Annotated in this window: 40 protein-coding genes and 1 other RNA gene; 38 read left to right on the top strand and 3 right to left on the bottom strand. The window is 41.6% G+C overall.

The annotated features are described in order from the left end of the window. The first annotated feature begins 59 nt into the window (after nt 1-59). The 6 genes from AB1F57_RS12665 to AB1F57_RS12640 all read left to right on the top strand — a co-directional run bounded on the left by AB1F57_RS12665 (nt 60) and on the right by AB1F57_RS12640 (nt 4,163). A complete protein-coding gene (locus tag AB1F57_RS12665; RefSeq protein ID WP_105138615.1) occupies nt 60-1,241 on the top strand; it encodes a competence/damage-inducible protein A in 1,182 nt (393 codons plus the stop codon). Between the two features lie 51 nt (nt 1,242-1,292). Beyond that, entirely contained in the window at nt 1,293-2,477 is a 1,185-nt protein-coding gene (gene recA / locus AB1F57_RS12660; RefSeq protein WP_105138616.1) for a recombinase RecA, read from the top strand. A 159-nt stretch (nt 2,478-2,636) separates the two neighbouring features. After that, a complete protein-coding gene (spx, locus tag AB1F57_RS12655; protein ID WP_105111770.1) occupies nt 2,637-3,035 on the top strand; it encodes a transcriptional regulator Spx in 399 nt (132 codons plus the stop codon). Nucleotides 3,036-3,141: 106 nt separating this feature from the next. Beyond that, the gene (locus AB1F57_RS12650; protein ID WP_105111771.1) at nt 3,142-3,408 is read left to right on the top strand and encodes an IreB family regulatory phosphoprotein; all 267 of its coding nucleotides are present in this window, start codon (nt 3,142-3,144) and stop codon (nt 3,406-3,408) included. Further along, nucleotides 3,408-3,827 (top strand): Holliday junction resolvase RuvX, encoded by a 420-nt coding sequence (gene ruvX, locus AB1F57_RS12645; RefSeq protein ID WP_170239043.1) that lies wholly within the window; start codon nt 3,408-3,410, stop codon nt 3,825-3,827. The genes AB1F57_RS12650 and ruvX overlap by 1 nt, the downstream gene beginning before the upstream one ends. A gap of 18 nt (nt 3,828-3,845) precedes the next feature. Continuing rightward, the gene (locus AB1F57_RS12640; protein WP_105138618.1) at nt 3,846-4,163 is read left to right on the top strand and encodes a DUF1292 domain-containing protein; all 318 of its coding nucleotides are present in this window, start codon (nt 3,846-3,848) and stop codon (nt 4,161-4,163) included. Between the two features lie 159 nt (nt 4,164-4,322). Here AB1F57_RS12640 and AB1F57_RS12635 read toward each other — a convergent pair whose 3' ends face one another. After that, the gene (locus tag AB1F57_RS12635; RefSeq protein WP_174853283.1) at nt 4,323-5,579 is read right to left on the bottom strand and encodes an ISL3 family transposase; all 1,257 of its coding nucleotides are present in this window, start codon (nt 5,577-5,579) and stop codon (nt 4,323-4,325) included. Nucleotides 5,580-5,902: 323 nt separating this feature from the next. Between AB1F57_RS12635 and AB1F57_RS12630 the strand changes: the two genes are divergently transcribed. The 31 genes from AB1F57_RS12630 (at nt 5,903) to rplQ (ending at nt 21,932) form a co-directional block, all read left to right on the top strand. Beyond that, complete coding sequence (locus AB1F57_RS12630; protein WP_245170008.1) at nt 5,903-6,448, top strand: nucleotidyltransferase family protein; 546 nt, start codon at nt 5,903-5,905, stop codon at nt 6,446-6,448. Nucleotides 6,449-6,537: 89 nt separating this feature from the next. Continuing rightward, nucleotides 6,538-7,011 (top strand): sigma-70 family RNA polymerase sigma factor, encoded by a 474-nt coding sequence (locus AB1F57_RS12625; protein ID WP_249339114.1) that lies wholly within the window; start codon nt 6,538-6,540, stop codon nt 7,009-7,011. A 265-nt stretch (nt 7,012-7,276) separates the two neighbouring features. Beyond that, nucleotides 7,277-7,585 (top strand): 30S ribosomal protein S10, encoded by a 309-nt coding sequence (gene rpsJ / locus AB1F57_RS12620; protein WP_024391481.1) that lies wholly within the window; start codon nt 7,277-7,279, stop codon nt 7,583-7,585. Nucleotides 7,586-7,798: 213 nt separating this feature from the next. Next, the gene (gene rplC / locus AB1F57_RS12615; protein ID WP_011921686.1) at nt 7,799-8,425 is read left to right on the top strand and encodes a 50S ribosomal protein L3; all 627 of its coding nucleotides are present in this window, start codon (nt 7,799-7,801) and stop codon (nt 8,423-8,425) included. A 24-nt stretch (nt 8,426-8,449) separates the two neighbouring features. Beyond that, on the top strand, nt 8,450-9,073 hold the full coding sequence (gene rplD, locus AB1F57_RS12610; RefSeq protein WP_004195490.1) for a 50S ribosomal protein L4: 624 nt from the start codon (nt 8,450-8,452) through the stop codon (nt 9,071-9,073). Further along, nucleotides 9,073-9,372, top strand: a complete 300-nt coding sequence (locus AB1F57_RS12605; RefSeq protein WP_004195491.1) for a 50S ribosomal protein L23 — start codon at nt 9,073-9,075, stop codon at nt 9,370-9,372. Before rplD ends, AB1F57_RS12605 begins: the two co-directional genes overlap by 1 nt. 17 nt (nt 9,373-9,389) lie before the next feature. After that, nucleotides 9,390-10,223, top strand: coding sequence for a 50S ribosomal protein L2 (gene rplB, locus AB1F57_RS12600; protein WP_002936663.1), 834 nt, complete (start codon nt 9,390-9,392; stop codon nt 10,221-10,223). Nucleotides 10,224-10,324: 101 nt separating this feature from the next. Next, nucleotides 10,325-10,606: a 30S ribosomal protein S19 gene (gene rpsS, locus AB1F57_RS12595; RefSeq protein WP_000533766.1), complete on the top strand. Its 282-nt coding sequence runs from the start codon at nt 10,325-10,327 to the stop codon at nt 10,604-10,606. A gap of 17 nt (nt 10,607-10,623) precedes the next feature. Continuing rightward, a complete protein-coding gene (gene rplV / locus AB1F57_RS12590; protein WP_023369052.1) occupies nt 10,624-10,968 on the top strand; it encodes a 50S ribosomal protein L22 in 345 nt (114 codons plus the stop codon). Between the two features lie 12 nt (nt 10,969-10,980). After that, nucleotides 10,981-11,634: a 30S ribosomal protein S3 gene (rpsC, locus tag AB1F57_RS12585; RefSeq protein WP_105138621.1), complete on the top strand. Its 654-nt coding sequence runs from the start codon at nt 10,981-10,983 to the stop codon at nt 11,632-11,634. A gap of 3 nt (nt 11,635-11,637) precedes the next feature. Beyond that, nucleotides 11,638-12,051: a 50S ribosomal protein L16 gene (rplP, locus tag AB1F57_RS12580; protein WP_002936660.1), complete on the top strand. Its 414-nt coding sequence runs from the start codon at nt 11,638-11,640 to the stop codon at nt 12,049-12,051. 9 nt (nt 12,052-12,060) lie between these two features. Then, a complete protein-coding gene (rpmC, locus tag AB1F57_RS12575; RefSeq protein WP_002936659.1) occupies nt 12,061-12,267 on the top strand; it encodes a 50S ribosomal protein L29 in 207 nt (68 codons plus the stop codon). A gap of 23 nt (nt 12,268-12,290) precedes the next feature. Then, nucleotides 12,291-12,551 carry a 30S ribosomal protein S17 gene (gene rpsQ, locus AB1F57_RS12570; protein ID WP_000440801.1) on the top strand — a complete coding sequence of 87 codons (261 nt, stop codon included), beginning with the start codon at nt 12,291-12,293 and terminating at the stop codon, nt 12,549-12,551. Nucleotides 12,552-12,575: 24 nt separating this feature from the next. Further along, the gene (gene rplN / locus AB1F57_RS12565) at nt 12,576-12,944 is read left to right on the top strand and encodes a 50S ribosomal protein L14 (RefSeq protein ID WP_002936658.1); all 369 of its coding nucleotides are present in this window, start codon (nt 12,576-12,578) and stop codon (nt 12,942-12,944) included. A 76-nt stretch (nt 12,945-13,020) separates the two neighbouring features. Then, on the top strand, nt 13,021-13,326 hold the full coding sequence (gene rplX / locus AB1F57_RS12560; protein WP_024391476.1) for a 50S ribosomal protein L24: 306 nt from the start codon (nt 13,021-13,023) through the stop codon (nt 13,324-13,326). Between the two features lie 23 nt (nt 13,327-13,349). Then, nucleotides 13,350-13,892, top strand: coding sequence for a 50S ribosomal protein L5 (gene rplE / locus AB1F57_RS12555; RefSeq protein ID WP_029176426.1), 543 nt, complete (start codon nt 13,350-13,352; stop codon nt 13,890-13,892). A gap of 14 nt (nt 13,893-13,906) precedes the next feature. Beyond that, entirely contained in the window at nt 13,907-14,092 is a 186-nt protein-coding gene (locus AB1F57_RS12550) for a type Z 30S ribosomal protein S14 (RefSeq protein ID WP_002936651.1), read from the top strand. Between the two features lie 307 nt (nt 14,093-14,399). After that, the gene (gene rpsH / locus AB1F57_RS12545; RefSeq protein WP_105138623.1) at nt 14,400-14,798 is read left to right on the top strand and encodes a 30S ribosomal protein S8; all 399 of its coding nucleotides are present in this window, start codon (nt 14,400-14,402) and stop codon (nt 14,796-14,798) included. A 147-nt stretch (nt 14,799-14,945) separates the two neighbouring features. After that, entirely contained in the window at nt 14,946-15,482 is a 537-nt protein-coding gene (gene rplF, locus AB1F57_RS12540; RefSeq protein ID WP_105138624.1) for a 50S ribosomal protein L6, read from the top strand. An 88-nt stretch (nt 15,483-15,570) separates the two neighbouring features. Then, a complete protein-coding gene (gene rplR / locus AB1F57_RS12535; RefSeq protein WP_002936641.1) occupies nt 15,571-15,927 on the top strand; it encodes a 50S ribosomal protein L18 in 357 nt (118 codons plus the stop codon). An 18-nt stretch (nt 15,928-15,945) separates the two neighbouring features. Further along, nucleotides 15,946-16,440 carry a 30S ribosomal protein S5 gene (gene rpsE, locus AB1F57_RS12530; RefSeq protein WP_105111775.1) on the top strand — a complete coding sequence of 165 codons (495 nt, stop codon included), beginning with the start codon at nt 15,946-15,948 and terminating at the stop codon, nt 16,438-16,440. Between the two features lie 14 nt (nt 16,441-16,454). Further along, the gene (rpmD, locus tag AB1F57_RS12525) at nt 16,455-16,637 is read left to right on the top strand and encodes a 50S ribosomal protein L30 (RefSeq protein ID WP_002936638.1); all 183 of its coding nucleotides are present in this window, start codon (nt 16,455-16,457) and stop codon (nt 16,635-16,637) included. Nucleotides 16,638-16,780: 143 nt separating this feature from the next. Beyond that, nucleotides 16,781-17,221 carry a 50S ribosomal protein L15 gene (rplO, locus tag AB1F57_RS12520; RefSeq protein WP_105107796.1) on the top strand — a complete coding sequence of 147 codons (441 nt, stop codon included), beginning with the start codon at nt 16,781-16,783 and terminating at the stop codon, nt 17,219-17,221. Nucleotides 17,222-17,234: 13 nt separating this feature from the next. Then, nucleotides 17,235-18,545 carry a preprotein translocase subunit SecY gene (gene secY, locus AB1F57_RS12515; protein WP_105138625.1) on the top strand — a complete coding sequence of 437 codons (1,311 nt, stop codon included), beginning with the start codon at nt 17,235-17,237 and terminating at the stop codon, nt 18,543-18,545. A gap of 93 nt (nt 18,546-18,638) precedes the next feature. Then, nucleotides 18,639-19,280 (top strand): adenylate kinase, encoded by a 642-nt coding sequence (locus tag AB1F57_RS12510; RefSeq protein ID WP_105138626.1) that lies wholly within the window; start codon nt 18,639-18,641, stop codon nt 19,278-19,280. A 121-nt stretch (nt 19,281-19,401) separates the two neighbouring features. After that, the gene (infA, locus tag AB1F57_RS12505) at nt 19,402-19,620 is read left to right on the top strand and encodes a translation initiation factor IF-1 (RefSeq protein WP_002936627.1); all 219 of its coding nucleotides are present in this window, start codon (nt 19,402-19,404) and stop codon (nt 19,618-19,620) included. Between the two features lie 24 nt (nt 19,621-19,644). Further along, the gene (gene rpmJ / locus AB1F57_RS12500) at nt 19,645-19,761 is read left to right on the top strand and encodes a 50S ribosomal protein L36 (RefSeq protein ID WP_001808836.1); all 117 of its coding nucleotides are present in this window, start codon (nt 19,645-19,647) and stop codon (nt 19,759-19,761) included. Between the two features lie 19 nt (nt 19,762-19,780). Beyond that, nucleotides 19,781-20,146 (top strand): 30S ribosomal protein S13, encoded by a 366-nt coding sequence (rpsM, locus tag AB1F57_RS12495; RefSeq protein WP_002936622.1) that lies wholly within the window; start codon nt 19,781-19,783, stop codon nt 20,144-20,146. A 17-nt stretch (nt 20,147-20,163) separates the two neighbouring features. Further along, entirely contained in the window at nt 20,164-20,547 is a 384-nt protein-coding gene (rpsK, locus tag AB1F57_RS12490; RefSeq protein WP_004195509.1) for a 30S ribosomal protein S11, read from the top strand. Between the two features lie 44 nt (nt 20,548-20,591). Next, nucleotides 20,592-21,530 carry a DNA-directed RNA polymerase subunit alpha gene (locus tag AB1F57_RS12485; RefSeq protein ID WP_105111778.1) on the top strand — a complete coding sequence of 313 codons (939 nt, stop codon included), beginning with the start codon at nt 20,592-20,594 and terminating at the stop codon, nt 21,528-21,530. Between the two features lie 15 nt (nt 21,531-21,545). Beyond that, the gene (gene rplQ / locus AB1F57_RS12480) at nt 21,546-21,932 is read left to right on the top strand and encodes a 50S ribosomal protein L17 (protein WP_024532345.1); all 387 of its coding nucleotides are present in this window, start codon (nt 21,546-21,548) and stop codon (nt 21,930-21,932) included. 274 nt (nt 21,933-22,206) lie between these two features. On the opposite strand, the gene AB1F57_RS12475 is transcribed toward rplQ, so the two are convergent. Continuing rightward, a complete protein-coding gene (locus AB1F57_RS12475) occupies nt 22,207-22,392 on the bottom strand; it encodes a hypothetical protein (protein WP_105138628.1) in 186 nt (61 codons plus the stop codon). 284 nt (nt 22,393-22,676) lie between these two features. On the opposite strand from AB1F57_RS12475, the gene ffs reads away from it, so the two are divergent. Beyond that, nucleotides 22,677-22,774: signal recognition particle sRNA small type (ffs, locus tag AB1F57_RS12470), an RNA gene on the top strand. Nucleotides 22,775-22,921: 147 nt separating this feature from the next. Here ffs and AB1F57_RS12465 read toward each other — a convergent pair. Next, nucleotides 22,922-23,728, bottom strand: a complete 807-nt coding sequence (locus tag AB1F57_RS12465; RefSeq protein WP_105138629.1) for a formate/nitrite transporter family protein — start codon at nt 23,726-23,728, stop codon at nt 22,922-22,924. Nucleotides 23,729-23,751: the final 23 nt, after the last annotated feature.

The raw sequence follows: 23,751 nt of genomic DNA, 5'->3' as shown, positions 1-23,751 counted from the left end.
CAATTACGAACTAATAGATAGGCAGGTAACTGCATGCTATCAAAAGTAGAAGGAGGATTATGAAAGCAGAACTCATCGCCGTAGGCACTGAAATTTTGACCGGTCAGATTGTAAATACCAACGCGCAATTTCTATCTGAAAAATGTGCTGAATTGGGTATTGACGTCTATTTTCATACAGCAGTAGGCGATAATGAAAAGCGTCTTTTGTCGGTGTTGGAGATTGCCAGCAAGCGAAGTGATATGGTCATTCTCTGTGGCGGTTTGGGACCGACGGAGGACGATTTGACCAAGCAGACCTTGGCTCAGTTTTTAGGACGCGACTTGGTCTTTGACAAGAGGGCTGTGGACAAGCTGAACCGCTTTTTTGCCAGTCGTCCCGGTCGTATTCGCACACCCAATAATGAGCGTCAGGCTCAATTGGTGGCTGGTTCTATTCCCTTGCACAATCCCACAGGGTTGGCCGTAGGGAGTATGATTGAACAAGACGGCGTTACCTATATTGTCTTGCCAGGACCGCCTAGCGAACTCAAGGCCATGTTTGCCCAGAGTTTGCTGCCGCTGTTGACCCAATCCGAGCAACAACTCTATTCGCGGGTCTTGCGGTTCTTTGGTATCGGCGAGAGTCAGTTGGTTACTATCTTGGCAGACTTGATTGACCAACAGATGGACCCGACTCTAGCCCCTTATGCTAAAACGGGGGAAGTCACCCTGCGCCTGTCTACCAAGGCGACCAGTCAGGCAGAGGCAGATGTCAAACTAACCCAGCTAGAAAAGACGATTCTGGAGCGAGATAATTTAGCAAAATACCTATATGCCTATGGTGAGGACAATAGTCTGGCTAAAACGGTTGCGGATTTGCTGGTTGACAAGCAGCAAACCTTGTCCATTTTGGAGCAGGGAACGGGAGGTCAGTTGCAAGCGGAATTGAGCGCAACCATGACAGACCAGATGTATTTTAGCGGGGGTCAGGTCAGAGGTCAGGGTCCAATCAGCTCGGACAGCTTGGTGACAGAAGCCAGTCAGTTGCGGAAGGAATTGGCGACAGATTTGACTCTGGCTGTTTCGGTGGCTGTCAAACCCCAATCGACTGTCGACAACGTCCTTGCCAAGGTCAGTCTGGTCTTGGTCAGCACCTCTGGGATTGTCCAAAAAGAAGTGGATTTAGGGGGCTATTCATGGCTCTATCTGCGTCAGTTAGCTTGCCTGCAGGCCTTAGACTTTGTACGAAATACTTTGTGAAATAGCAGAACTTTGCTATAATGGTTTGATTAGAAAAAGAGGAGAAAGAAATTGGCTAAGAAACCATCGAAAAAATTAGAAGAAATTACTAAAAAATATGGAGATGAGCGCAAAAAAGCTTTAGATGACGCTCTCAAGTCTATCGAAAAAGACTTTGGTAAGGGGGCAGTGATGCGCCTGGGTGAGCGTGCCGAGCAAAAGGTTCAGGTCATGAGCTCTGGTAGCTTGTCGATTGACATCGCTCTGGGCGCTGGTGGCTATCCGAAGGGTCGTATCGTCGAGATTTACGGTCCAGAATCATCTGGTAAGACGACGGTTGCCCTTCATGCGGTTGCCCAATGTCAAAAAGAAGGCGGTATTGCAGCCTTTATCGATGCCGAGCATGCTTTGGATCCTGCTTATGCAGCGGCTCTAGGCGTTAACATTGATGAATTGCTCTTGTCGCAGCCGGATTCTGGTGAGCAGGGCTTGGAAATCGCTGGTAAATTGATTGACTCTGGTGCTGTTGATTTGGTCGTTGTCGACTCAGTTGCGGCTCTTGTGCCGCGCGCGGAGATTGACGGTGACATCGGTGATAGCCACGTGGGTCTGCAGGCGCGTATGATGTCTCAGGCCATGCGCAAATTGGGTGCATCAATCAACAAAACCAAGACCATTGCTATTTTCATCAACCAACTCCGTGAAAAAGTGGGTGTCATGTTTGGTAACCCAGAAACCACGCCGGGTGGTCGTGCCTTAAAGTTCTATGCCTCTGTTCGTTTGGACGTTCGTGGCAATACCCAAATCAAGGGTACGGGTGAGCAGAAAGACCAGAACGTTGGTAAGGAAACCAAGGTCAAGGTCGTGAAAAATAAGGTCGCTCCGCCATTTAAAGAAGTCGTCGTGGAAATCATGTACGGAGAAGGGATTTCGCAGACGGGCGAGTTGATTCAAATCGGTAGCGACTTGGGTATCATCAAAAAAGCAGGCGCTTGGTATTCTTACAACGATGAGAAAATCGGTCAAGGTTCGGAAAATGCTAAGAAGTTCTTGGCTGAAAATCCAGAAATTTTTGCAGAAATCGACCGCAAAATCCGTATTCACTACGGTTTGATTGAAGATGATAACGCACCAGCTGAAACGGCTGATGCAAAGGCGGAAGCTACTGAAGAAGTTCCTGCTACTGAAACAGAAACCAATGTAGAATTGGAAGAAGTAGTACTTGACCTCGATGGCGGCATCGAATTAGAAGAATAATTCCGAAAAAGTCTAGTCTAGCTAGGCTTTTTTCTCATAAAAACCGAATTTTCCCCCTTAAATTTAAAGTTTTTTTGCAAAATAGGTCTGCAGACTGAGGGATTTTGTGGTATAATGGTTTATAATGTGTTTACGAAGATGTAGCAAAGGAGTGACTACATGATTAAAATTTATACTGTATCTAGTTGTACCTCTTGTAAAAAAGCAAAAAATTGGTTAAATGCTCACCAACTTTCATACAACGAGCATAACCTTGCAAAAGAAGCCATTACTAAGGAAGAAATTATGAACATTTTGACCAAGACAGAGAATGGTATTGCAAGTATTGTTTCTTCAAAAAACCGTTATGCTAAGAGCTTGGACTTCGATATTGAGGATTTAAGCGTTAATGAGGTTATTGATTTAATTACCTCAAATCCTCGGATTTTGAAAAGCCCGATTCTGATTGACGAGAAACGTCTTCAGGTAGGCTATAAGGAAGATGACATTCGTGCCTTCCTGCCACGCTCAGTGCGTAATGTAGAAAATGCTCAAGCTCGGATGAGAGCAGCCCTATAAAGTAGATGAAAGAACTCTAGCTCTAGGGTTCTTTTATGCTATATCATTGAGTTTAGGGGCTATATGTGGTATAATAGACTATAAGATAAGGAAAGAAGGTGTAAGTATGGGATTCACAGAAGAAACTGTCCGTTTTCGTCTGGACGATACAGATAAGCAAGAAATCAGCAAAACGCTGACCAGTGTTTATCGGTCGCTTGACGAGAAAGGCTACAATCCAATCAATCAGATTATCGGCTATGTCTTGAGTGGGGACCCTGCTTATATCCCTCGCTACAATGATGCCCGTAATCAGATTCGTAAACATGAGCGCGACGAAATCATTGAAGAATTGGTACGCTACTACTTGAAAGGGAATGGGATTGACCTCTAATGAGAATTATGGGATTAGATTTCGGTTCAAAAACCGTCGGTGTAGCCATTTCGGATCCCTTGGGCTTTACGGCCCAGGGTTTAGAAATTATTCCTATAAATGAAGAAAAAGGTGAGTTCGGTTTTGAAAGGCTGAGCGAACTTGTTTCCCAGTATAAGGTGGACAAGTTTGTTGTTGGCCTACCCAAGAACATGAACAATACTAGCGGTCCGCGTGTTGAGGCCAGTCAAGCCTACGGTGATTTATTGGTGGAACAGTACGGACTGCCTGTTGATTACCAGGATGAGCGCTTGACCACTGTAGCGGCTGAACGTATGTTGATTGAGCAGGCAGACATTAGCCGCGGCAAGCGCAAAAAAGTGATTGATAAATTGGCAGCCCAGCTGATTTTGCAAAATTATTTAGATAGAACATTTTAAAATATAAAGGAGATAAACATGGCACATCATCACGACCATGAACATGACCACAACCACGACGAGCGTGAATTGATTACTTTGGTAGACGACCAAGGTAATGAAACCTTGTTTGAAATTTTATTGACAATTGACGGTCAAGAAGAATTTGGTAAAAACTACGTTCTCTTAATTCCTGCAAGTGCAGAAGAAGATGAGAACGGTGAGGTGGAAATCCAAGCTTACTCGTATATCGAAAACGAGAACGGCACAGAAGGCGATTTGCAACCAATCCCGGAAGATGCAACAGCAGAATGGGATATGATTGAAGAAGTCTTCAACAGCTTTATGGATGAATAAAAAGGTCCGGGGGACCTTTTTATCTTTTGCTTGAAAACAGGAGGGCAAAACTAGGTCCGGGGGACCTTTTTATCATGAGTTTGAAAACCAAAGAACGAATCAAGGTCCAGTGGACCTTTTTATCTGGCTCTTTGTCAACTGTAGTGGGTAGATGAAAAGCTAACACCTAGAGAGGACGAACTTCGTTCTCTCTTTCTTTATGTTCAAAGCAATCAAAATGCGTTTTTTAAAGTTCTCAAAGTTCCTGAAACCAAAGGCATTTCTTTTAATGACTTTGATGAGATTATTGGTAGCTTCCAGTTTGGCGTTGGAATAAGGCAATTCTAGGGCATTCAAAACCTTGTCTTTATCCTTTAGAAATGTCTTAAATACCGTCTGGAAAATAGGATTAACAGTGGTTATTTCTTGTTCAATTAGGTCAAAGAAATGGTCTGAGTTCTTCTCTTGGAAATGGAATAAGAGAAGCTGATAGAGTTCATAGTGCTGTCGTAGTTCCTCAGAGAAAGACAAGAGTTTTTCCAGGATTTCCTTGTTAGTCAAATGCATTCGAAACATAGGGCGATAAAATCGTTTATCATTGATTTTACGGCTATCTTGTTGTATCAATTTCCAGTAGCGTTTCAAAGCACGGTATTCCTGCGATTTTCTGTCGAATTGATTCATGATTTGAATACGGACACGGTTCATAGCACGGCTAAGGTGTTGAACAATATGAAAGCGGTCGAGTACAATTTTTGCATTCGGAAAAAGCTGTTTAGCAAGTTGATAATAGGGACTAAACATATCCATGGTAATCACTTTGACTCGATTTCTAACCTTTCTAGGATAGCGTAGAAAGTGGTTTCGGATGGTTGCTTGAGTTCTTCCGTCGAGAATGGTGATGACATTTAGGGAGTCGAAATCTTGAGCGATGAAGCTCATTTTCCCCTTCTTGAAGGCATACTCGTCCCAACTCATCACCTCAGGTAGGGTATTCCAATCCGTTTCAAACTTGAACTCATTGAGCTTTCTCATAACTGATGATGTTGAGATAGCTAGCCTGTGTGCAATATGTGTCATTGCTTGATTTTCGATGAGTAACTGGGCGATCTTCTGACTAACAGCGACAGATATTTGATGGTTTTTCTTAACAAGAGGAGTTTCAGCGACAGCCATTTTCCCACATTCTTTACACTTGAAACGACGCTTTTTAAGGCGGATAAGGAGTGGGTAACCAGCAGTTTCTAGGTAAGGGATTTTTGATGCTTTCTGGTAGTCGTACTTAGCCATTTGTCCCTTGCATTCTGGACATTTAGGAGCCATGTAATCCAAGTAACCGTGGAGTTCTAAGTGAGTTCCCATATCATATTCATCAGTGATAGTAATATTTTTGTCTTTAATTCTGAGAAAATTAGTGATAAGATTTAGTTGTTCCATATGAGTCTTTCTAAAATGATAGTTTGAGCACTTTTCATTATAGGTCATATGGGACTTTTTGTATATACTCAAAAAGGCTCCATAATTTCCATGGTGGTTTTACCCACTACAGAAATTATAGAGCCTTTTATCTTTTGCTTGAAAACAGGAGGGTAAAACTAGGTCCGGGTGGACCTTTTTATCATGGTACCGAGGCCTTTGGATCATGATAAAAAAGAAAGTGAATAAAGGTCCGGTGAATATTTTATCCCTCTTTCTTTTTCTTTTGGAAGCTAGTAAAAATAACACTAAAATCAATGAACAACTTGAAGGTAGAGGATTGTATGAAAGATGAGTTAGAAAGATATTTGTTAAAAGATCCTGATATCATTAGGATTTTGGGGATTGTAAAGGATTTAGACTTAGCGGACTCGTGGATTTGTGCAGGAACAATTCGTAATTTTATCTGGAATCATTACCGTTTTGATAAAAATACGGATGTTGATCTTATCTTTTACGATGAGCAAGTGTCGTATCAAGCAACAAAAGAATTAGAAGCAAATTTGCGTCAAAGATATCCGGAATATCAGTGGGAAGTTAAGAATCAAGTATTTATGCATATTCATAGCCCGGATACCTCTCCTTATCAATCGTCAAAAGATGCAATAGAAAAATTTCCTGAAAGGTGTACCGCAATTGGTGTTCGTCAGACAGAGAAAGGGGATATAGAACTATTTGCACCTTATGGATTGACTGATATTTATAATTATTTGGTGCGACCAACTCCTCATTTTATTGGCAATTCTAAACGTATGGATGTATATGAGAAGAGAGTAAAAAAGAAAAACTGGAAAGAACAATGGCCTGTAATAACCATAGAATACGATTGATAAACTATCTTCATTAAAAATAGACAAAAATGTCCTGTAGAAAGTTAGCTCTTTTCGATAAACTTAAACCATCAAACAAAGGAGATGGGATGATGAAATTTGAAAAGGTCTATGATGGCGTAAAAGGGATTGTCAACAAGGCTCGAAAAGAGTTTTATATCAAACTGTGGGACAGAGATGACTGGGAGCAGGAAGGCATGATAACCTTGTTTGAATTATTGGAGGATCAACCATGGTTGATTGGGGAAAGAGCCCAGTTGTATTGTTATTTCAAGGTTAAATTCAGAAATCGGATTAAGGACTATGTTCGCAGACAGGAAAGTAAAAAGCGCAAGTTTGACCGAATGTCTCATGAAGACATACATGAACTATCACAAGTAATACAATCGCCAGGTTTAGTCAATGACGAGCTATTGTTGTTGAGAGGTGACTGGAGAGATTATCGAAAAAATTTGTCTATGGACCAATTGGAAAATTATGAAAAACTAATTAGTGGTCAGAGTTTCAATGGTCGTAAGAATATGCTTAGGGGGTTACAAGAACATTTAAAGGACTTTCGATGATTGTTTTCTACTAATGCTATAAGAATAATGGCGATAGAATACACGAACCGCCTCCCAAAACAGAAGTTTTGGGATTTTTAAAATTTTAAGTAAAAACTCTTGCAATGACGGATAGAATTTGGTAGACTATTCTAGTGCCGTAAAAATTACGGCTGTAGCTTTGATGCAAGAGGTTGCGACACGCTCGGTTGCATTGCCACGCAACTCGTGTTGGTTTTCTTGTGGAGCTAGCCTATTATCTTAAATAGACGCAAAGGAGAAAAAGATGGCAAACAAAAAAATCCGCATCCGCTTGAAAGCGTACGAACACCGTACACTTGATACAGCAGCTGCAAAAATCGTTGAAACTGCAACACGTACAGGTGCTCAAGTAGCAGGTCCAGTTCCACTTCCAACAGAACGTAGCCTCTACACAATCATCCGTGCGACTCACAAGTATAAAGACTCTCGTGAGCAGTTCGAAATGCGTACACACAAACGTTTGGTAGATATCATTAACCCAACTCAAAAAACAGTTGATGCTTTGATGAAATTGGATCTTCCAAGTGGTGTAAACGTAGAAATCAAACTTTAATCAGCTAGATACGACTGAGTAAAGCGAGTGTTCTAATTGAACACAGGCTAAACTCTGTGTGAAAAAAGACAAATCTTCCTGGAAACTACCGTTTCTTCGTCGGATTTCTTATTTTCATCTTGAGTTTGACGCCGTTAGTATCTTGATTTGAGCATGAAAAACGCTCGTTAAAAACTTTTTAAATACAAAATTAAGAAAAGGAATATTTTTCTCATGACAAAAGGAATCTTAGGGAAAAAAGTGGGAATGACTCAAATCTTCACTGAATCTGGTGAATTTATCCCTGTAACTGTCATCGAAGCAACTCCAAACGTTGTTCTTCAAGTGAAAACAGTTGAAACTGACGGTTATGCGGCAGTTCAAGTTGGTTTTGATGACAAACGTGAAGTATTGAGCAACAAACCTGCCAAAGGCCATGTAGCTAAAGCTAACACAGCTCCTAAGCGCTTCATTCGTGAATTCAAAAACATTGAAGGCTTGGAAGTTGGACAAGAAATTACAGTTGAAACTTTCGCAGCTGGTGATGTTGTTGATGTAACTGGTACATCTAAAGGTAAAGGTTTCCAAGGTGTTATTAAACGCCATGGTCAATCACGTGGTCCTATGGCTCACGGTTCTCGTTACCACCGTCGTCCAGGTTCTATGGGTCCTGTTGCACCTAACCGTGTATTTAAAGGTAAAAACCTTGCAGGTCGTATGGGTGGCAACCGTGTAACAATCCAAAACCTTGAAGTTGTACAAGTTGTTCCAGAAAAGAACGTTATCCTTATCAAAGGTAACGTACCAGGTGCTAAGAAATCTCTTATCACTATCAAATCAGCAGTTAAAGCTGGTAAATAATAAGGAAAGGGGAAATCAGTCGAAATGGCAAACGTAACATTATTTGACCAAACTGGTAAACAAGCTGGTGAAGTAGTTCTTAACGATGCGATCTTTGGTATCGAGCCAAACCAAGCAGTTGTATTTGATGTCATCATCAGCCAACGTGCTAGCCTTCGTCAAGGTACTCACGCAGTTAAAAACCGTTCAGCAGTCTCAGGTGGCGGACGCAAACCATGGCGTCAAAAAGGAACTGGACGTGCTCGTCAAGGTTCTATCCGCTCACCACAATGGCGTGGCGGTGGCGTAGTCTTCGGACCAACTCCACGTTCATACGCGTACAAACTTCCACAAAAAGTTCGTCGCTTGGCACTTAAATCTGTTTACTCAGAAAAAGTTGCTGAAAACAAATTTGTAGCTGTTAACTCACTTGAATTCACAGCTCCAAAAACTGCTGAATTTGCAAAAGTACTTGCAGCATTGAGCATTGATTCTAAAGTCCTTGTTATTCTTGAAGAAGGCAACGAATTCGCAGCTCTTTCTGCTCGTAACATCCCAGGAGTGAAAGTTGCAACTGCAACTACTGCAAGCGTACTTGACATCGCAAATGCAGACAAACTTCTTGTAACTCAAGCAGCTATCTCTAAAATTGAGGAGGTTCTTGCATAATGAATTTGTATGATGTTATCAAAAAACCTGTCATCACAGAAAGCTCAATGGGCCAACTCGAAGCAGGAAAGTATGTATTTGAAGTGGACACTCGTGCACACAAACTCTTGATCAAGCAAGCTGTTGAAGCTGCATTCGAGGGTGTTAAAGTTGCGAATGTGAACACAATCAACGTGAAACCTAAAACAAAACGCGTAGGTCGTTATGTAGGTCGCACAAACAAAGTGAAAAAAGCAATCATCACATTGGCTGCTGATTCAAAAGCGATCGAATTGTTCGCTACAGCTGACGCTGAATAATCAAAGGAGGAATTAACGTGGGTATTAAAGTTTATAAACCAACGACAAATGGCCGTCGTAACATGACTTCTTTGGACTTCGCTGAAATCACAACAAGTACTCCAGAAAAAAGCTTGCTTGTTGCTTTGAAGAGCAAAGCTGGTCGTAACAACAACGGTCGCATCACTGTTCGTCACCAAGGTGGCGGTCACAAACGTTTCTACCGTTTGGTAGACTTCAAACGTAACAAAGATGGCGTTGAAGCAATCGTTAAAACTATCGAATACGATCCAAACCGTTCAGCAAACATCGCTCTTGTACACTACACAGACGGTGTTAAAGCTTACATCATTGCTCCTAAAGGTCTTGAAGTTGGTCAACGCATCGTTTCAGGCCCAGAAGCAGATATCAAAGTTGGTAACGCACTTCCACTTGCAAACATCCCAGTCGGTACTGTTGTTCACAACATCGAGTTGAAACCAGGTCGCGGTGGTGAATTGGTTCGTGCTGCTGGTGCATCTGCACAGGTTCTTGGTCAAGAAGGTAAATACGTTCTTGTTCGCCTCCAATCAGGTGAAGTTCGTATGATCCTTGGTACTTGCCGTGCTACTGTTGGTACTGTAGGTAACGAACAACATGGCCTTGTTAACCTTGGTAAAGCAGGTCGTAGCCGTTGGAAAGGTATCCGTCCAACAGTTCGCGGTTCTGTAATGAACCCTAACGATCACCCACACGGTGGTGGTGAAGGTAAAGCACCAGTTGGTCGTAAAGCACCATCTACACCATGGGGTAAACCAGCTCTTGGTTTGAAAACTCGTAACAAGAAAGCTAAATCTGACAAACTTATCGTTCGTCGTCGCAACCAAAAATAATCTATTTTTAGTTGCATAGCATTCTATATCATCCGCCAACTCGGTAGCCCGCAAAGCGGGCAAGCCGCTGTGGTACATATTTTAAAGGAGAAAACACTAAAATGGGACGTAGTCTTAAAAAAGGACCTTTCGTCGATGAGCATTTGATGAAAAAAGTTGAAGCTCAAGCAAATGACGAAAAGAAAAAAGTAATTAAAACTTGGTCACGTCGTTCAACGATTTTCCCAAGTTTCATCGGCTATACAATCGCAGTTTACGATGGACGTAAACACGTACCTGTATATATTCAAGAAGACATGGTAGGTCACAAACTTGGTGAATTCGCACCAACTCGTACTTACAAAGGTCATGCTGCTGACGACAAGAAAACTCGTCGTAAATAATTTAGGAGGAAAACACAATGGCAGAAATTACTTCAGCTAAAGCAACTGCTCGCACAGTACGTGTTTCACCTCGTAAATCACGTCTTGTCTTGGATAATATCCGTGGCAAAAGCGTAGCAGACGCAATCGCAATCTTGAAATTCACACCAAACAAAGCTGCAAGCATTATCGAGGGAGTTTTAAACTCAGCAATCGCTAACGCTGAAAACAACTTTGGTTTGGAAAAAGCTAACTTGGTAGTCAGCGAAGCATTCGCAAACGAAGGACCAACGTTGAAACGTTTCCGTCCACGTGCGAAAGGTTCAGCTTCACCAATCAACAAACGCACAGCTCACATCACTGTAGTTGTGGCAGAGAAATAAGGAGGTAAAAACGTGGGTCAAAAAGTACATCCAATTGGTATGCGTGTTGGCATCATCCGTGATTGGGATGCTAAATGGTATGCTGAAAAAGAATACGCGGATTACCTTCATGAAGATCTTGCAATCCGCAACTTTATCAAAAAAGAATTGGCTGATGCGTCAACATCAACAATCGAAATCGAACGTGCTGTAAACAAAGTTATCGTTTCTATCCACACTGCTAAACCAGGTATGGTTATCGGTAAAGCTGGTAGCAACGTTGATGCGCTTCGTGCTCAATTGAACAAATTGACTGGTAAGCAAGTACACATCAACATCATCGAAATCAAACAACCTGATTTGGATGCACACCTTGTTGGTGAGTCAATCGCTCGTCAATTGGAGCAACGTGTGGCTTTCCGCCGTGCTCAAAAACAAGCTATCCAACGTGCGATGCGCGCTGGTGCAAAAGGTATCAAAACACAAGTTTCTGGTCGTTTGAACGGTGCGGATATCGCTCGTGCAGAAGGCTACTCAGAAGGAACAGTTCCTCTTCATACACTTCGTGCGGATATCGACTACGCTTGGGAAGAAGCTTTGACAACTTACGGTAAACTTGGTGTTAAAGTTTGGATCTACCGTGGTGAAGTTCTTCCAGCTCGTAAAGACGCTAAAGGAGGTAAATAACAAATGTTAGTACCTAAACGTGTAAAACACCGTCGCGAATTCCGTGGAAAAATGCGCGGTGAAGCTAAAGGTGGAAAACAAGTAGACTTTGGTCAATACGGTCTTCAAGCAACTACTAGCTCATGGATTACAAACCGCCAAATCGAAGCTGCCCGTATCGCTATGACGCGTTACATGAAACGTGGTGGTAAAGTTTGGATTAAAATCTTCCCACACAAATCATACACTGCTAAAGCTATCGGTGTGCGTATGGGTTCTGGTAAAGGTGCTCCTGAAGGTTGGGTAGCTCCAGTTAAACGTGGTAAGGTGATGTTTGAGGTAGCTGGCGTTTCTGAAGAAATCGCTCGTGAAGCATTCCGCCTTGCTGGTCACAAATTGCCAGTTAAAGTTAAATTCGTAAAACGTGAAGCAGAGTAAGGAGAAGACATGAAACTTCAAGAAATTAAAGATTTTGTAAAAGAACTTCGTGGCCTTTCTCAAGAAGAACTTGCTAAGAAAGAAAACGAATTGAAGAAAGAACTCTTCGAACTTCGTTTCCAAGCTGCTGCTGGTCAACTTGAGCAAACTGCTCGTTTGAACGAAGTGAAGAAACAAATTGCACGTATCAAAACTGTGCAATCTGAAACTAAATAATAGATTGGGAAAGGAGAATTTCAATGGAACGCAATAATCGTAAAGTTCTTGTTGGACGCGTAGTATCTGACAAAATGGACAAAACAATCACAGTTGTAGTTGAAACTAAACGTAACCACCCAGTCTATGGTAAACGTATTAACTACTCTAAAAAGTACAAAGCTCATGATGAAAACAATGTTGCTAAAGAAGGCGATATCGTTCGTATCATGGAAACTCGCCCACTTTCAGCTACAAAACGCTTCCGTCTTGTAGAAGTTGTGGAAGAGGCAGTTATCATTTAATCAACCTGAAAGGAGAAAATTGACATGATTCAAACAGAAACTCGTTTGAAAGTTGCTGACAACAGTGGCGCACGCGAAATCTTGACAATCAAAGTTCTTGGTGGTTCAGGACGTAAATTCGCGAACATCGGCGACATCATCGTTGCTTCAGTAAAACAAGCTACTCCTGGTGGTGCGGTTAAAAAAGGTGACGTTGTAAAAGCCGTTATCGTTCGTACTAAGACAGGTGCTCGTCGTGCTGATGGGTCTTACATCAAATTCGATGAGAATGCTGCAGTTATCATCCGTGAAGACAAAAACCCTCGCGGTACTCGTATTTTTGGCCCAGTGGCACGTGAATTGCGTGACGGCGGTTTCATGAAAATCGTTTCATTGGCACCAGAAGTACTTTAATCTAACAAACTAAGTCCCCTGGCTGTTTACAAGGTCAGGGTGCCCTCTAGGGCGTAAGAAATATAGGAGAAATCAAATGTTTGTAAAAAAAGGCGATAAAGTTCGCGTAATCGCTGGCAAAGACAAAGGCGTTGAAGCAGTTGTCGTAACAGCACTTCCAAAAGTTAATAAAGTGATTGTTGAAGGTGTTAACATCGTTAAGAAACACCAAAAACCAAACAACGAAAACCCTCAAGGTGCAATCGTTGAAAAAGAAGCTCCAATCCATGTGTCAAACGTACAAGTTCTTGACAAAAATGGTGTTGCAGGACGCGTTGGTTACAAATTTGTAGACGGCAAAAAAGTTCGCTACAACAAAAAATCAGGCGAAGTGCTTGATTAATCACGAAGGAAAGGAGAAGTATAATGGCAAATCGTTTAAAAGAAAAATATCTTAATGAAGTAGTTCCTGCTTTGACTGAACAATTCAACTATTCTTCAGTTATGGCTGTGCCAAAAGTTGATAAGATCGTTTTGAACATGGGTGTTGGTGACGCTGTTTCTAACGCTAAAAACCTTGAAAAAGCTGCTCAAGAATTGGCTTTGATTTCAGGTCAAAAACCACTTATCACTAAAGCTAAGAAATCAATCGCCGGCTTCCGTCTTCGTGAGGGTGTTGCAATCGGTGCGAAAGTTACTCTTCGTGGCGAACGCATGTATGAATTCTTGGATAAATTGGTTTCAGTTTCACTTCCTCGTGTACGTGACTTCCACGGTGTTCCAACTAAGTCATTTGATGGACGTGGTAACTACACACTTGGTGTGAAAGAGCAATTGATCTTCCCAGAAATCAACTTCGACGATGTTGATAAAACTCGCGGTATGGATATCGTTATCGTTACAACTGCTAACACTGACGAAGAATCACGTGCATTGCTTACTGGCCTTGGTATGCCGTTTGCAAAATAAGAGGGAGAGAATAAATGGCTAAAAAATCAATGATCGCTAAGAACAAACGCCCAGCTAAGTTCTCTACACAAGCTTACACACGCTGTGAAAAATGTGGACGTCCACACTCAGTTTACCGCAAATTCAAACTTTGCCGTGTATGCTTCCGCGACTTGGCTTACCTTGGACAAATTCCTGGCGTAACAAAAGCTTCTTGGTAAGATAAGATGTGAGAGCGTTTAGCAACCAACGCAAAGATAGGAGATTTGACAATGAAGTTTACTTCTAGGAAAATCTATCTTCTTTGCTAAGGTTGTAGCTCGAACTCAATTAAAACAACCCCGATACAAAGTTTGCTTGCCGATTTGAACACGGGCGAAAGCCTGTATGAAAAAGACAAACTTTCCTAGAAACTAAAGTTTCTACGTCAAGTTTTCTATTTTCACTTTGGCTTTTTAGCGCCCTTTGTATCATGAATTAACTAGCAAGTGCATCTTGCAAACTACTAGTAAGAGGAGAAAAAACAAAATGGTTATGACTGACCCAATTGCAGATTTTTTGACACGTATTCGTAACGCTAACCAAGCGAAACACGAAGTGCTTGAAGTACCTGCATCAAATATCAAAAAAGGGATTGCTACAATCCTTAAAAACGAAGGTTTTGTAAAAAACGTTGAATTTATCGAAGATGACAAGCAAGGCATCATCCGCGTATTCTTGAAATACGGTGTGAACGGCGAGCGTGTTATCACAAACTTGAAACGCGTTTCAAAACCAGGTCTTCGTGTTTACTCAAAACGTGAAGATATTCCTAAAGTTCTTAACGGACTTGGAATCGCAATTATCTCTACATCCGAAGGTCTTTTGACTGACAAACAAGCTCGTCAAAAGAACGTTGGTGGAGAGGTTGTTGCTTACGTTTGGTAATTGGATGATACCTTCAAATCGAATAACTTGATTTGAAGGTATCATAAAACCTGCTCAATCGAACACGGGCTATTGTCCGTGTTTAAATGAGCCCCCGTGAAAACTAGTCGCTTGACGGCTTGACAATTTAACAGGAGAAAATAAAACATGTCACGTATTGGTAACAAAATTATTACGTTGCCTGCTGGTGTTGAGATTGCTCAAAACAACGGCGTGGTAACTGTAAAAGGACCAAAAGGGGAATTGACTCGTGAATTCCCAACTGCTATTGAAATCCGTGTGGAAGGTACTGAAGTAACCCTTCACCGTCCAAACGATTCAAAAGAAATGAAGACTATTCACGGTACTAGCCGTGCTAACCTCAACAACATGGTTGTTGGTGTTTCTGAAGGCTTCAAAAAAGAACTTGAAATGCGTGGTGTCGGTTACCGTGCTCAATTGGCTGGTAACAAATTGACACTTGCTGTTGGTAAATCACATCCAGATGAAGTGGTTGCACCAGAAGGTATTACATTTGAAGTTCCAACACCAACACAAATCGTCGTGTCTGGTATCAACAAAGAAGTTGTTGGTCAAACAGCAGCTTACATCCGTAGCCTTCGCGCTCCTGAGCCATACAAAGGTAAAGGTATCCGCTACGTTGGTGAATTCGTTCGCCGTAAAGAAGGTAAAACAGGTAAATAATAGCTTGCTGGGGTGGCTAGCCCACCTGGCTGACTATTTCTCAAATTGTTTCGTAAGAAACAGAATCATACATTAAGAGGTGAATATTGTGATTTCAAAACCAGATAAAAACAAAATCCGCCAAAAACGCCACCGTCGCGTTCGCGGTAAAATCTCTGGAACTGCTGCTCGCCCACGTTTGAACATTTTCCGTTCTAATACAGGCATCTACGCTCAAGTGATTGATGACGTAGCGGGTGTAACGCTCGCAAGCGCTTCTACTCTTGATAAAGAAGTTTCAAAAGGTACTAAGACAGAACAAGCTGTTGTTGTAGGTAAACTCGTTGCTGAACGCGCGGTAGCTAAAGGTATTTCTGAAGTGGTCTTTGACCGCGGTGGATATCTCTATCACGGACGTGTGAAAGCTTTGGCTGAATCAGCTCGTGAAAACGGATTGAAATTCTAATAGGGAGGACACTAAGAAATGGCATTCAAAGATAACGCAGTTGAAATTGAAGAACGCGTAGTAGCCATCAACCGTGTTACAAAAGTTGTTAAGGGTGGACGTCGTCTTCGTTTTGCAGCTCTTGTGGTTGTTGGTGACCGTAACGGTCGCGTAGGTTTCGGTACTGGTAAAGCTCAAGAAGTACCAGAAGCTATCCGTAAAGCAGTTGAATCTGCTAAGAAAAACATGATCGAGGTACCAATGGTTGGTACAACTATTCCTCACGAAGTTCGTTCAGAATTCGGTGGAGCTCGTGTTATGTTGAAACCAGCTTCAGAAGGTTCTGGGGTTGCTGCCGGTGGTGCAACTCGTGCTGTAATCGAATTGGCTGGTATCGCTGATGTGACATCTAAGTCACTCGGTTCAAACACACCAATCAACATCGTTCGTGCAACTGTTGAAGGTTTGAAACAATTGAAACGTGCTGAAGAAGTGGCTGCACTTCGTGGCATCTCAGTTTCTGATTTAGCATAAGAAAGGAGATACCCATGGCTCAAATTAAAATTACTTTGACTAAGTCTCCAATCGGTCGCAAACCAGAGCAACGTAAAACAGTTGTTGCACTTGGACTTGGTAAATTGAACTCTTCAGTTGTTAAGGAAGATAACCCAGCTATTCTTGGAATGGTGAACGCTATCTCTCACTTGGTAACTGTTGAAGAAGTTAAGTAACTTATACTAAAGTTAACAATAAACAGACTAGGTCGCATGGAGAAATCTTTGCGACTTCTAGTCAATTTTGATAGAAGCGAGTTTGTGGGCGGCTTACTCTAACTCCCCACAGGCGCTAGCATATAAAAGAGGAGAAATATATAATGAAACTTCATGAATTGCAACCTGCAACAGGTTCACGTAAAGTTCGCAACCGTGTAGGTCGTGGTACTTCATCAGGTAACGGTAAAACTTCTGGTCGTGGTCAAAAAGGTCAAAAAGCTCGTAGCGGTGGCGGCGTTCGTCCAGGTTTTGAAGGTGGACAAACTCCATTGTTCCGTCGTCTTCCAAAACGTGGATTTACAAACATCAACGCTAAAGAATACGCAATCGTTAACCTGGATCAATTGAACGCTTTTGAAGATGGTGCTGAAGTAACACCAGTTGTACTTATCGAGGCTGGTATCGTTAAAGCTGAAAAATCAGGTGTTAAAATCCTTGGTAACGGCGAATTGACGAAGAAATTGACAGTGAAAGCTGCTAAATTCTCTAAATCAGCTGAAGAAGCAATCACTTCTAAAGGTGGCTCAGTAGAAGTCATCTAAGAGGTGACCGCCTATGTTTTTTAAACTTTTAACAGATGCTCTAAAAGTAAAAGCTGTTCGTAAGAAAATCTTATTTACAATTTTTGTCCTTTTGGTGTTCAGGATTGGTACACATATCACCGTTCCTGGTGTCAATGCCAAAAGCTTAGAAGCATTGTCAAACGTTCCCTTCCTAAACATGATGAGTTTGGTTTCGGGTAACGCTTTGAAAAATTTCTCTGTTTTTGCACTGGGTGTCAGCCCTTATATCACGGCTTCGATTATTGTTCAACTGCTTCAGATGGACATTTTGCCGAAGTTTGTAGAATGGGGCAAGCAGGGCGAGGTTGGTCGTCGGAAATTAAACCAGGCGACTCGCTATATTTCCTTGTTTTTGGCCTTTGTCCAATCCATGGGGATTATCGCCAGCTTTAATGCCCTATCAGGAGCACAACTGACAAATATGCCAATGACTTGGCAGACCTATCTTTTGCTGGGTTCTATCTTGGCAACCGGTTCTGTCATTGTGACTTGGTTGGGAGAACAAATTTCAGATAAGGGCTATGGTAACGGAACATCAATGATTATCTTTGCGGGTATCATTTCATCCTTGCCAGATACTTTTAGAGAAATTTATATCGACCGTTTTGTCAATATTGAGGCTAGTCGGATTACAGAATCCATCATTTATGTTGGACTTTTGATTGTACTCATCTTGTTTGTAGTCTACTTTACAACCTACATTCAACAAGCTGAATACAAGATTCCGATTCAATATACAAAACGTGCTCAAGGTGCGCCATCTAGCTCATATCTTCCCTTAAAATTGAATCCTGCAGGCGTTATCCCCGTTATCTTTGCCGGGTCTATCACTGCACTACCAAGTTCTTTGATTCAATTTTTTGCTAGTCAAAACAGAAGTGCGGGTTGGTTACTAGGTATTCAAGAGTATTTTGATTATTCCACTGTTAAAGGGATGCTGGTATATGCTGGATTGATTATCATTTTTACCTTTTTCTATACATTTGTACAGGTAAATCCTGAGAAAACGGCAGAGAGTCTTCAAAAAAGTGCGGCATATATCCACGGTGTTCGTCCAGGTAATGGAACGGAGAAGTATTTCTCTGTCCTGTTGAAACGTCTGGCGACAGTTGGTGCCTTGTTCTTGAGTTTTGTAGCCTTGTTACCAATTCTTGCTCAAAATATTTTTGGTCTTTCTTCCAATATTGCCTTCCTGGGTACTAGTTTGATTATCTTGATTATGACAAGTATCGAGGGTATCAAGCAATTGGAGGGATATCTTCTCAAGAGAAAATATGTAGGCTTTATGAACGTAACAGAATAGAATATAGGTTGACCTAGTCAACCTTCTATTTTGTTTTTAGATAAGTTTGTCAATTGTGGCAAATTTATGTGAAAACAAAATAAGGAGTTTGTCATGAATCTTTTAATTATGGGTTTGCCAGGTGCTGGTAAAGGGACTCAAGCGGCTAAGATTGTTGAAAAATTTAATGTTGCTCACATTTCTACAGGAGATATGTTCCGTGCTGCTATGGCTAATCAAACGGAAATGGGGCTACTTGCTAAATCGTATATCGACAAAGGCGACTTGGTTCCGGACGAAGTAACCAATGGTATCGTCAAAGAGCGTTTGGTGCAAGACGACATCAAGGAAAAGGGGTTCTTGCTAGATGGTTACCCACGCACGATTGAACAAGCACATGCCTTGGATGCCAACCTAGCAGATTTAGGAATTGAACTGCAGGGTGTTATCAACATTGAAATCGATCCATCTAAATTGGTTGAGCGACTTAGCGGTCGAATCATCCATAAAGAAACTGGTGAAACCTTCCATAAAATCTTTAACCCACCTGTTGGAGATTATAAAGAAGAAGATTTCTATCAGCGTGAAGATGATAAGCCTGAATCTGTTCAACGCCGTTTGGAGGTCAATATTGCCCAAGGTCAACCAATTATTGACCACTATCGTGCCAAAGGTTTGGTCCATGATATTGAGGGAGACCAAGACATCGAACTTGTTTTCCGAGCAATTGACACAGTCTTGTCAAATTTAAAATAATCTAATGGATTTGGCTTGCATTTTTCATGTGAAAGTGATAAAATAGCCTAGTCTGACTTATAATTGTTACCTCTGTATTCAGAGGGCATCAAATCGATATTTAGAGAGGGGATACTTTTGCATGGCAAAAGAAGATGTGATTGAAATTGAAGGCAAAGTAGTTGATACAATGCCAAATGCTATGTTTACTGTTGAGTTGGAAAATGGACACCAAGTCCTTGCAACTGTTTCTGGTAAAATCCGTAAGAACTACATTCGTATTTTGGTCGGAGACCGCGTAACTGTTGAGCTTAGTCCGTATGACTTGACTCGTGGACGTATCACATACCGCTTTAAATAGTCGAAATACTTGGAGGGATAAAACATGAAAGTAAGACCATCGGTCAAACCAATTTGCGAATACTGCAAAGTTATTCGTCGTAATGGTCGTGTTATGGTGATTTGCCCAGCAAACCCTAAACACAAGCAACGTCAAGGTTAAAATATAGAAAGGAGAAAACATGGCTCGTATTGCTGGAGTTGACATTCCAAATGACAAACGTGTAGTTATTTCATTGACATACGTATATGGTATCGGTCTTGCAACATCTAAAAAAATTCTTGCAGCAGCAGGCATTTCAGAAGATGTACGCGTAAAAGATTTGACATCAGATCAAGAAGATGCTATCCGTCGTGAAGTTGATGCAATCAAAGTTGAAGGTGACCTCCGTCGTGAAGTTAACTTGAACATCAAGCGTTTGATGGAGATCGGTTCATACCGTGGTATCCGTCACCGTCGTGGACTTCCTGTCCGTGGACAAAACACTAAAAACAATGCCCGCACTCGTAAAGGTAAAGCTGTTGCGATCGCAGGTAAGAAAAAATAATATAGGAGGTAGAAAAATTGGCTAAACCAACACGTAAACGTCGTGTGAAAAAGAATATCGAATCTGGTATTGCACATATTCACGCTACATTTAATAACACTATTGTTATGATTACTGATGTGCATGGTAACGCTATTGCTTGGTCATCAGCTGGTGCTCTTGGTTTCAAAGGTTCTCGTAAATCTACACCATTCGCAGCTCAAATGGCTTCAGAAGCAGCTGCTAAATCTGCACAAGAACACGGTCTTAAAACAGTTGAAGTTACCGTTAAAGGCCCAGGTTCAGGTCGTGAGTCTGCTATCCGCGCTCTTGCTGCCGCTGGTCTTGAAGTAACAGCAATTCGTGATGTGACTCCTGTACCACACAATGGTGCTCGTCCTCCAAAACGTCGCCGTGTATAATCATACCAACCATACACAGCTTTTCGTTTAAGAGGGAGTAAGAAATGATTGAGTTTGAAAAACCAACAATAACAAAAATTGATGAAAATAAAGATTACGGCAGATTTGTAGTCGAACCGCTTGAACGTGGGTACGGAACAACTCTTGGTAACTCTCTTCGTCGTGTACTTCTTGCTTCACTTCCGGGTGCTGCAGTAACATCAATTAAGATTGATGGTGTACTCCACGAATTCGACACAGTTCCAGGTGTCCGTGAAGATGTCATGCAGATTATTCTCAACATCAAAGGCATTGCTGTAAAATCTTATGTCGAAGACGAAAAGAAAATTGAACTTGATGTAGTAGGTCCAGCTGCGGTAACAGCAGGTGACATTCTTACAGATAGTGATATTGAAATTGTAAATCCTGATCATTATCTCTTCACAATTGCTGAAGGTGCAACATTTAAAGCGATTTTAACTGTAAATGCAGGTCGCGGTTATGTACCAGCTGAAGGCAATAAGAAAGATGATGCACCAGTAGGTACACTTGCGGTAGATTCAATCTATACGCCAGTTACAAAAGTCAATTATCAAGTTGAGCCAGCTCGTGTTGGTAGCAACGATGGATTTGACAAATTGACACTTGAAATCAGTACAAACGGTACAATTATTCCTGAAGATGCACTTGGGCTTTCTGCTCGTATCTTGATGGAGCACTTGGGTCTCTTTACAGATTTGACTGAAGTTGCAAAATCAGCTGAAGTGATGAAAGAATCTGAAACAGCATCTGATGACCGTATGCTCGATCGTACGATCGAAGAATTGGACCTTTCTGTTCGCTCATACAACTGTCTTAAACGTGCAGGCATCAATACTGTGTTTGACTTGACAGAGAAAACTGAGCCAGAAATGATGAAAGTGCGCAATCTGGGCCGTAAGAGTCTTGAGGAAGTGAAGATTAAACTTGCTGAACTCGGTCTTGGATTGAAAAATGATAAATAAATATAGGAGGAAATCATGGCATACCGTAAACTAGGACGCACTAGCTCACAACGTAAAGCAATGTTGCGCGATTTGACAACTGACCTTTTGATCAACGAATCAATCGTTACAACTGAAGCTCGTGCTAAAGAAATCCGTAAAACAGTTGAAAAAATGATCACACTTGGTAAACGTGGTGACTTGCACGCACGTCGTCAAGCTGCTGCATTTGTTCGTAACGAAATTGCATCTGAAAACTACGATGAAGCAACTGATAAGTACACAGCTACTACAGCTCTTCAAAAATTGTTCTCAGAAATCGCACCTCGTTATGCTGAGCGCAATGGTGGATACACTCGTATCCTTAAAACTGAACCACGTCGTGGTGATGCTGCCCCAATGGCAATTATCGAACTTGTATAAGATCATCAATTTTGTTGAGTGTTATGATGATGGAAGAGAAATCTTCTTAGTCTAGCTCTGGTCTACCGCTGGGCCTGCCCCAGCGGTAACACTCATCATATTGATTTGACGCTTGTTTACGAAATTACTCTAAGCTAGAATAATTTCGTAAGCAGGCGTTTTTTAGCTCTTGTTAACTATGAAACTCGGAGAATTCTTGTGATTCAATAAGTCTGTAGTGTTAGACGCAACCGCCCAATAACGAAGTATATTGGGCGGTTGCACTTGTCCTAAATCACTGAGCTGGATGGTCATGGTGCAGTACCTTATCCAAGAGTGTTTCTAGTGTCTCTTGGTGGATTGCTTGAAAGAATGTGAGTTCCACTTTTCCGAGACGAATTTTGATTAGAATATCGTTTCTGCCTTTCTTCTCAAAGCGACGAGATTTGGGAACAGTCAATGGGACGATGGGGTGTGACATAAAAAAATCCTCCAGTGCTGAAAAGATACTCCGTTATTGGGCGGTTACGTTAGACTCATCTGTTAGCCCAATACGGTGCCCAGTTTAAGTGATGAGGGGGAATCAAAGCTATCAGATGGCCTGGATAATGAATTTTAGGTCTATTAGCTAAGTGATATTGAGAGTGGGGTTAGTTGATGATAGGATGTTGATGAAGAATATCTATCTCTGAGTATGAACTTATTTCTCATTTTCAGGAAGCTTGAAGTTGAGAAAAATATTGAATTTTAGTGAATTTGTGATATAATAATAAATGGAGCAAGGTTCGTGCGTGAAGCGGGTCAGGGGAGGAATCCAGCAGCCCTAAGCGATGTCGAGTCGGTGCTCTTTTTGTATACATTCTAAAAACCCTTTGAAATCAAGCTTTCAGAGGGTTTTATTGTCATATTTCTAGAAACAGGGGCGATTAGATTATTTGCATCATATTCGGCCTCTCGGGTTATTGGTGAGTACAAAAAATACGGCTGGATTTCCAACCGCATTCTCTAGATTAGTCGACATAGAGTTTTGATTTATCGCTGAGCCAGCTGTAAAGGAGACCGATAAGGAGACCACCGCCGACGTAGTTTCCAAGTCCTGAGAAGAGGAAATTCCTTAGGACACTGAGGATAGTCATGCCCTCGACTGGACCACCATTTGAGAAAAGGGCCAAGGAGAAGGTAGAGAAGTTGGCAATAACGTGCTCAAAGCCTAGGAAGGCAAAGATAAAGATGATAAAGATGAGGGAAATAACACGGCCCGCATCGTCTTTCATGCGCATAGAGATAAAGACAGCGATGTTTACTACGATGTTGGCAAAGATGCCCTCGACAAACTGTGTCAGAGGTGTTTTTTCCAGTTTTGCGACAACAGCTTCAATCAGGTAACTATCATGTTCCAAATGTCCAACCTGGTAAGGAGTTGTGAAGGAGAGCATATAGGCTACAATGATTGCCCCAACAAAGTTGAAAAAGATACAAGTAGCTAGAATCTTGAGGGCTGTTTTGGTAGGGATCACTTTCCGGTGGATAGCAGAGGTCATGTACATCATATTAGAAGTACCTAGTTCAGCGTTCATATAAAGAATCATGACCAAGCACCAGCCGAACATGAGTCCGTAGCTGAATTTACCGAGGCCATCTACAATATGATTGAGCTTATCAGCTGTATAAACTGATATAGCCAAACCAATTGCTAGGTAAACACTGGCCATAGCTGAGCGAATTGCATAGGCGAAGAAGTTGTTTTCAATCAAGTCTGCTTTTTTCTTGATACTTTTGTCAATATTGTAAATGAGCGTGTCATTTTGGGAAGCCATATAAATCTCCTTTGGCATTTGAA

It is taken from the genome of Streptococcus nasisuis (genome assembly GCF_040836615.1).
GTDB classification, from domain to species: Bacteria; Bacillota; Bacilli; order Lactobacillales; family Streptococcaceae; genus Streptococcus; species Streptococcus suis_V.
The sequence above is the reverse complement of the archived record's forward strand: the minus strand, read 5'-3'. Positions and strand labels throughout refer to the sequence as shown.